The sequence below is a fragment of the Mesorhizobium sp. M2A.F.Ca.ET.037.01.1.1 genome (assembly GCF_003998075.1).
Taxonomy (GTDB): Bacteria; Pseudomonadota; Alphaproteobacteria; order Rhizobiales; family Rhizobiaceae; genus Mesorhizobium.
Map to the genome: position 1 here is coordinate 1 of NZ_RZSA01000353.1, position 5,964 is coordinate 5,964.

The window sequence follows — 5,964 nt, forward strand, 5'->3', positions numbered from 1 at the left end:
GTGCGCGGCAAGGTCATCGCCTGCGATCGCACTCCCGACGGGTGGTCGCTGAAGCCGGTGGCATTGCCCGACAACGGCAATGTCGGCATCAGCCATGCCGAGCATTTCGGCTCCAGCGTCTCCTTCTCCTTCACCGATTTCCTGACGCCGAGCTCGATCATCTGGTCGGACGACGACGGCGAGACGCTGGAAACCGTGAAATCGCAACCGGCCCGCTTCGATGCCTCGCCCTATGTTTCGGAGCAGTTCGAGGCCCGCTCGAAGGACGGCACGATGATCCCGTATTTCGTGGTGCGGCCCCGCGACCAGAACGGGCCGGTGCCGGCGCTGCTCTATGGCTATGGCGGCTTCGAAGTGCCGCTGCTGCCAGGCTATGCCGGCATTCGCGGCAAGCTCTGGCTGGACAAGGGCAACGCGTATATCCAGGCCAACATCCGCGGCGGCGGCGAGTTCGGTCCGGCCTGGCACCAGGCGGCGCTGAAAGGCAAGCGCCAGAATGCTTTCGACGATTTCGCGGCGGTTGCCGAGGATGTCGTCAAGCGCGGCATCACCACGGCGGCACAGCTCGGCATCCAGGGCGGCTCGAATGGCGGCCTGCTTACCGGCACGTCGTTGACACAGCGGCCCGAACTGTTCGGCGCCGTCATCATTGACGTGCCGCTGCTCGACATGTTGCGCTACACCGAACTGCCGCCCGGCGCCTCGTGGATCGCCGAATATGGCGATCCGTCGAGGCCGGAGGAGGCGGCCTGGCTCGCCACCTATTCGCCCTACCAGCATGTCGCGGCCAATGTCGCCTATCCGCCGGTGCTGTTGATGACCTCAACCGCCGACGACCGCGTCCATCCTGGACACGCGCGCAAGATGGCGGCGCGGCTGCAGGAGGCAGGCCACGGGAGGACGCTGTTCTTCGAGGAGACCGAAGGCGGCCATGGCGGGCGCGGCGACCGCCGGCCGCAGGCGGCGCAAACGGCGATGCGCTACATGTTCCTGAAGCGTGCGCTCGGCGGCGTCGCCTGACTAAGGTGTATTGATATTCAGGTGATGCCAGCCTGCAAATATCGGTTTTCTGCGCTTCCGGTGCTCACGTACTTTAGGTACGCTCCGCTCCGGTTCTCGGAACCGACATTTTCGGCTCGGCCTGACCTGAATCTCAACACACCTTGGCACGACTTGAATTCGAGGCCTCAGGCGGCATAAGCTGGCGCCATGATCCGCTTCAGCACATCTGGCGCCTTCGGGGTCGCGGTGACGCCGTCACCGCGGACCCTTCGCGCCGAGTTGTTGCGGCTGTGCGCCCGCATCGGTTATTCGCCGCCTCGCTTCCTCTGACGAATCCGCCCCGGCCCTTGCCGGATTGATTCAAGAGGAAAGATCAAATCCATGACCTATCAGAATTATTCGCTGAAGCAGCTTCAGCAGATCGACGCCGCGCATCACCTTCATCCCTTCACCGACCACAAGGAGCTGCGCGAGGCAGGCTCGCGCATCATCACCCACGCCAACGGCCCGTTCATCTACGACGCCGACGGCACCGAAATCCTCGACGGCATGGCGGGCCTCTGGTGCGTCAATGTCGGCTACGGCCGCGACGAGCTGGCCGAGGCGGCGTACGCGCAGATGAAGGAGCTGCCTTACTACAACTCCTTCTTCAAATGCTCGACGCCGACGCCGGTGCTGTTGTCGAAGAAGCTGGCGGAGCTGGCCCCCAAGCATGTCAGCCAGGTCTTCTATGGCTCGTCCGGTTCGGAGGCCAACGACACGGCGCTCAGGCTCGTGCGCCACTACTGGGCGCTCGAAGGCAAGCCCGAGAAGAACCGCATCATCTCCCGCAAGATGGCTTATCACGGCTCGACCATCGCCGGCACGTCGCTCGGCGGCATGGAGCCGATGCACAAGCAGCTCGGCGGCGCGGTGCCCAACATCGTCCATGTGATGATGCCCTATGCCTATGAGCTCGCGCTGCCCGGCGAAAGCGACCATGATTTCGGCATCCGCGCGGCCAAGGCGGTCGAGGACGCGATCCTCGAAGCCGGCGCCGACAAAGTGGCCGCCTTCATCGGCGAGCCGGTGATGGGTGCCGGCGGGGTAAAAATCCCGCCGATGAGCTACTGGCCGGAAGTCGAGCGCATCTGCCGCAAATACGATGTGCTCTTGATGCTGGACGAAGTGATCACCGGCTATGGCCGCACCGGCGAATGGTTTGCGGCGCAGACCTTCGGCATCGAGCCCGACACCATCACCACCGCCAAGGCGCTGACCTCGGGCTACCAGCCGCTATCGGCGCTGCTGGTCGGCGATCGTGTCGCCAGCACGCTGGTGGAAAAGGGCGGCGAGTTCTATCACGGCTACACCTATTCCGGTCATCCGGTGGCCTGCGCGGTGGCGTTGAAGAACCTCGAGATCATCGAGAAGGAAGGCTTGGTCGAGCGCGTCAAGAACGACACCGGTCCCTATTTCGCGCAGGCGCTGCAGGAGAGGATCGCCGGGCACAGGCTGGTCGGCGAGGTGCGTTCGATCGGCCTGATGGGCGCGATCGAGATCGTCAAGGACAAGGCGACCAAGGAACGCTATCTGCCGTCGGGAAGTGCGGCGGTCGTCGTGCGCGACCACGCGATCGCGAACGGCATGATGCTGCGGGCCACCGGCGACACGATGATTCTCTCGCCGCCGCTGATCTGGACGCGCGACACGATCGACATGGCCTGCGAGCGGATCGCGAAGGCGCTCGATCTCGCGGACGCTGATTTGCGAAAGCGCTGAGGGGATATTGTCCGGGCGCTCCGCAATGGGCGCCCGGTCCATTCCTAAACGATGTGGGTGATGTCTCCAAACGCAAAAACCGCGCCCCAACGGGAACGCGGCTTTGCCAGATACGCATGGCGTTTCGCGACAAGAATACTTGCGAAACTTACGGGCTCCGGTACGCGAGACCTGATCCGGAGCGCCGGGCGGACGCGCTGTCCGCCTCGCAATCCGTTTTAAAGGCACATCGTTACCGGTGGGTTAGCGAGACCTTAAGCAAATCTAAATTTGCCGGCTTTGCGCTGGCAAATATTTCAAATAGCCTTTTAAAGTCAGTATCTTACGTCTTATTGCCGCGCAGGAAATTAATAATGCCGGAAAAATCGGCGCCGGCGTGCCCCTGCGCGTTAAATAGCGCATAAAGCTGAGTGGCTTCGGCACCGAGCGGGGTTACGGCGCCCGCGCCCTGCGCGGCTTCCTGGGACAATTTCAGGTCCTTCAGCATGAGCGCTGCGGCAAAGCCCGGCTTGTAGTCGCGATTGGCCGGCGAGGCCGGCACGGGGCCGGGCACCGGGCAGTAGGTGGTCAGCGACCAGCACTGGCCGGAAGAGGTGGAGGCGACGTCGAACAGCGCCTGGTGCGACAGGCCGAGCTTTTCGGCCAGCACAAAGGCTTCGGCGACGCCGATCATCGAGATGCCGAGAATCATGTTGTTGCAGATCTTGGCCGCCTGGCCGGCGCCGTCGCCGCCGCAATGAACGATGCGCCCGGCCATCGGCTTCAGGATCGGCTCGGCGGTGGCAAAGGCCTCGTCGGAACCGCCGGCCATGAAGGTGAGGGTGCCGGCCGTGGCGCCGCCGGTGCCACCGGAGACCGGGGCGTCGATCGAGGGCAGGCCCTGCCTGGCGGCAATCGCATGCGCCTTGCGCGCCGATTCGACATCGATGGTCGAGGAATCGATGAACAGCGCGCCTTTCCTTGCCTTGGGCGCGATGTCCTCATAGACCGACAGCACATGCTTGCCCGCAGGCAGCATGGTGATGACGACATCGGCTTCCTTCACCGCAGCGACGGCGTTCGCCATCACCGTCACCCCATGCTCTTTCGCGACCGTAAGGTTTTCGGGCACCAGGTCGAAGCCCAGCACCGCATGGCCAGCTTTGACCAGATTGGCAGCCATCGGATTGCCCATGTTGCCTAGGCCGATGAAGGCGATGGTGCTCATTGTCTCTCTCCCAAAAATCTGCTCAGCGACCAATCAGCGCCCGCGCGATGATGACGCGCATGATCTCGTTGGTGCCTTCGAGGATCTGGTGGACGCGGAGATCCCGCACCAGCTTCTCGATGCCGTAATCGTGCAGATAGCCGTAGCCGCCATGCAGCTGCAGCGCCTCGTTCGCAACGTCGAAGCCGATATCGGTGACGAAGCGCTTGGCCATCGCCGACCATTTGCCGGCATCCGGCGCCTTGCGGTCGAGCTTCGAGGCGGCGGCGTAGAGGAAGATGCGGGAGGCCTGCAGCTCCGTCTCCATGTCGGCCAGCCTGAACTGCAGCGCCTGGAACTGGTTGATCTTGGAGCCGAAGGCCTTGCGCTCGCCCGTATAGGCGAGCGCCTTGTCGAGCGCCGATTGAGCGCCGCCGAGCGAGCAGGCGACGATGTTCAACCGGCCGCCGTCGAGCCCGGCCATGGCGATGCCGAAGCCGGCGCCTTCCGCTGCGAGCAGGTTTTCCGCCGGCACCTTGCAGTCCTCGAACATGACTTGGCGGGTCGACTGCATGTGCCAGCCCATCTTGTGCTCGTTGGCGCCGAAGGACAGGCCCGGCGCGTCCTTGGGTACGACGAAGGTCGAAATGCCCTTCGGGCCATCGCCGCCGGTGCGCGCCATCACTACATAGAGATCGCTGTCGCCGGCGCCGGAGATGAACTGCTTGGCGCCGTTTAGTATGTAATCGTCACCGCTCTTCACCGCGCGCGTCTTCAGCGCGGCGGCGTCCGAGCCGGAGCCGGGCTCGGTCAGGCAATAGCTCGCCAGCCACTCCATCGAGGTCAGTTTCGGCAGGAAGCGCTGGCGCTGCTCGTCCGAGCCGAAGCGGTCGATCATCGAGGCCGCCATGTTGTGAATGGAAATGAAGGAGGAAAAAGCCGGGTCGGCGTGGGCAAGCGCCTCGAAGATCAGCACCGCGTCCAGCCGCCCAAGCGCCGAGCCGCCGACATCGTCGCGCACATAGATGCCGCCGAGGCCGAGCGGGCCGGTCTCGCGGATCACGTCGGCGGGGAAATGCTTTGCCCTGTCCCAGTCGAGCGCATTGGGCGCAACGCGATCCGCCGCGAAGGCCTGGGCCATCTCCTGGATGGCGCGCTGCTCCTCATTGAGTTCGAATTGGCCAGTGCCCGCATCGACTGCCGCGTCCATGGCGTGCTCCCTGTCGTTTCAGGCCTTCTGGCCTGTCGTTTTTGGCTTTGCGCGCCGTTCAATCTAGACCAATGATGCCGCCGCGCAAACCCGGGCCGTTGAGAACCGGCTGTGCATGGAATGACTAACGGAGCTCTTGCGTGCCGACAATTTTCGATGAGTTGCTGGAGCGATTCCACTCCTATCTAGCCGGCGTCGACCACGATCTGCTCGCGGACGAAGTCGCGCGCATCGGCTGGAATATGCCTGTCCGTCCTCTCGAACCGCGCGCGCTTGCCTGCCTTGGCCATCTCGACCGCATCGCCGCGCTTGCGCCGCCGGATGCCAGGCCGCTGGCGCGGTTCGTCGCCGACCATCGGGATGCATTGCGCTGGGGGCAGACCTATAGCGCCGCCGATTTCGGGCAGGGTTTCGTCGACAATTACGGCTGGCTGGAAGTGTTCGGCACGCGAGGGCATTTCGTCAATGATGCGGCCGCGGCCGGTCTGCTGATCCTCGGGCCGGACATCGTCTATCCCGACCACCACCACATCGCGGAAGAAATCTACATTCCACTGACCGGCGGCACCGAGTGGCGAATGGGCGAGGGGGATTTTCATATTCGCGGCGCCGGCGAGATGATCCACCACGCATCGAATGTCAGCCATGCCATGCGCACCGGCAAGGATCCGCTGATGGCGCTCTATCTCTGGCGCGGCGGGCCGTTGGCGCAGAAGTCGACCATCGGTTCGGGGAGCAGGGGCTGATGGCAAAAGCGATCATGCTGCAGGGCACCGGCTCCGATGTCGGCAAGACCGTGCTAGTA

At 63.9% G+C, this 5,964-nt stretch carries 5 protein-coding genes; 3 read left to right on the forward strand and 2 right to left on the reverse strand.

The features are described from left to right. The coding region (locus EOA27_RS18275; RefSeq protein WP_145970399.1) for a prolyl oligopeptidase family serine peptidase at window positions 1–1,020 on the forward strand (1,020 nt) is incomplete at its 5' end. 363 nt (window positions 1,021–1,383) lie between these two features. After that, window positions 1,384–2,763: an aspartate aminotransferase family protein gene (locus EOA27_RS18285; RefSeq protein ID WP_126082196.1), complete on the forward strand. Its 1,380-nt coding sequence runs from the start codon at window positions 1,384–1,386 to the stop codon at window positions 2,761–2,763. Window positions 2,764–3,085: 322 nt separating this feature from the next. Here EOA27_RS18285 and mmsB read toward each other — a convergent pair whose 3' ends face one another. Continuing rightward, complete coding sequence (gene mmsB / locus EOA27_RS18295; RefSeq protein WP_126082198.1) at window positions 3,086–3,970, reverse strand: 3-hydroxyisobutyrate dehydrogenase; 885 nt, start codon at window positions 3,968–3,970, stop codon at window positions 3,086–3,088. A gap of 22 nt (window positions 3,971–3,992) precedes the next feature. Next, a complete protein-coding gene (locus tag EOA27_RS18300) occupies window positions 3,993–5,159 on the reverse strand; it encodes an isobutyryl-CoA dehydrogenase (protein WP_127256835.1) in 1,167 nt (388 codons plus the stop codon). 140 nt (window positions 5,160–5,299) lie between these two features. Here EOA27_RS18300 and EOA27_RS18305 point away from each other — a divergent pair, with 140 nt between their 5' ends. Continuing rightward, window positions 5,300–5,905 (forward strand): dimethylsulfonioproprionate lyase family protein, encoded by a 606-nt coding sequence (locus tag EOA27_RS18305; protein ID WP_127256837.1) that lies wholly within the window; start codon window positions 5,300–5,302, stop codon window positions 5,903–5,905. The last annotated feature ends 59 nt before the right edge of the window (window positions 5,906–5,964 follow it).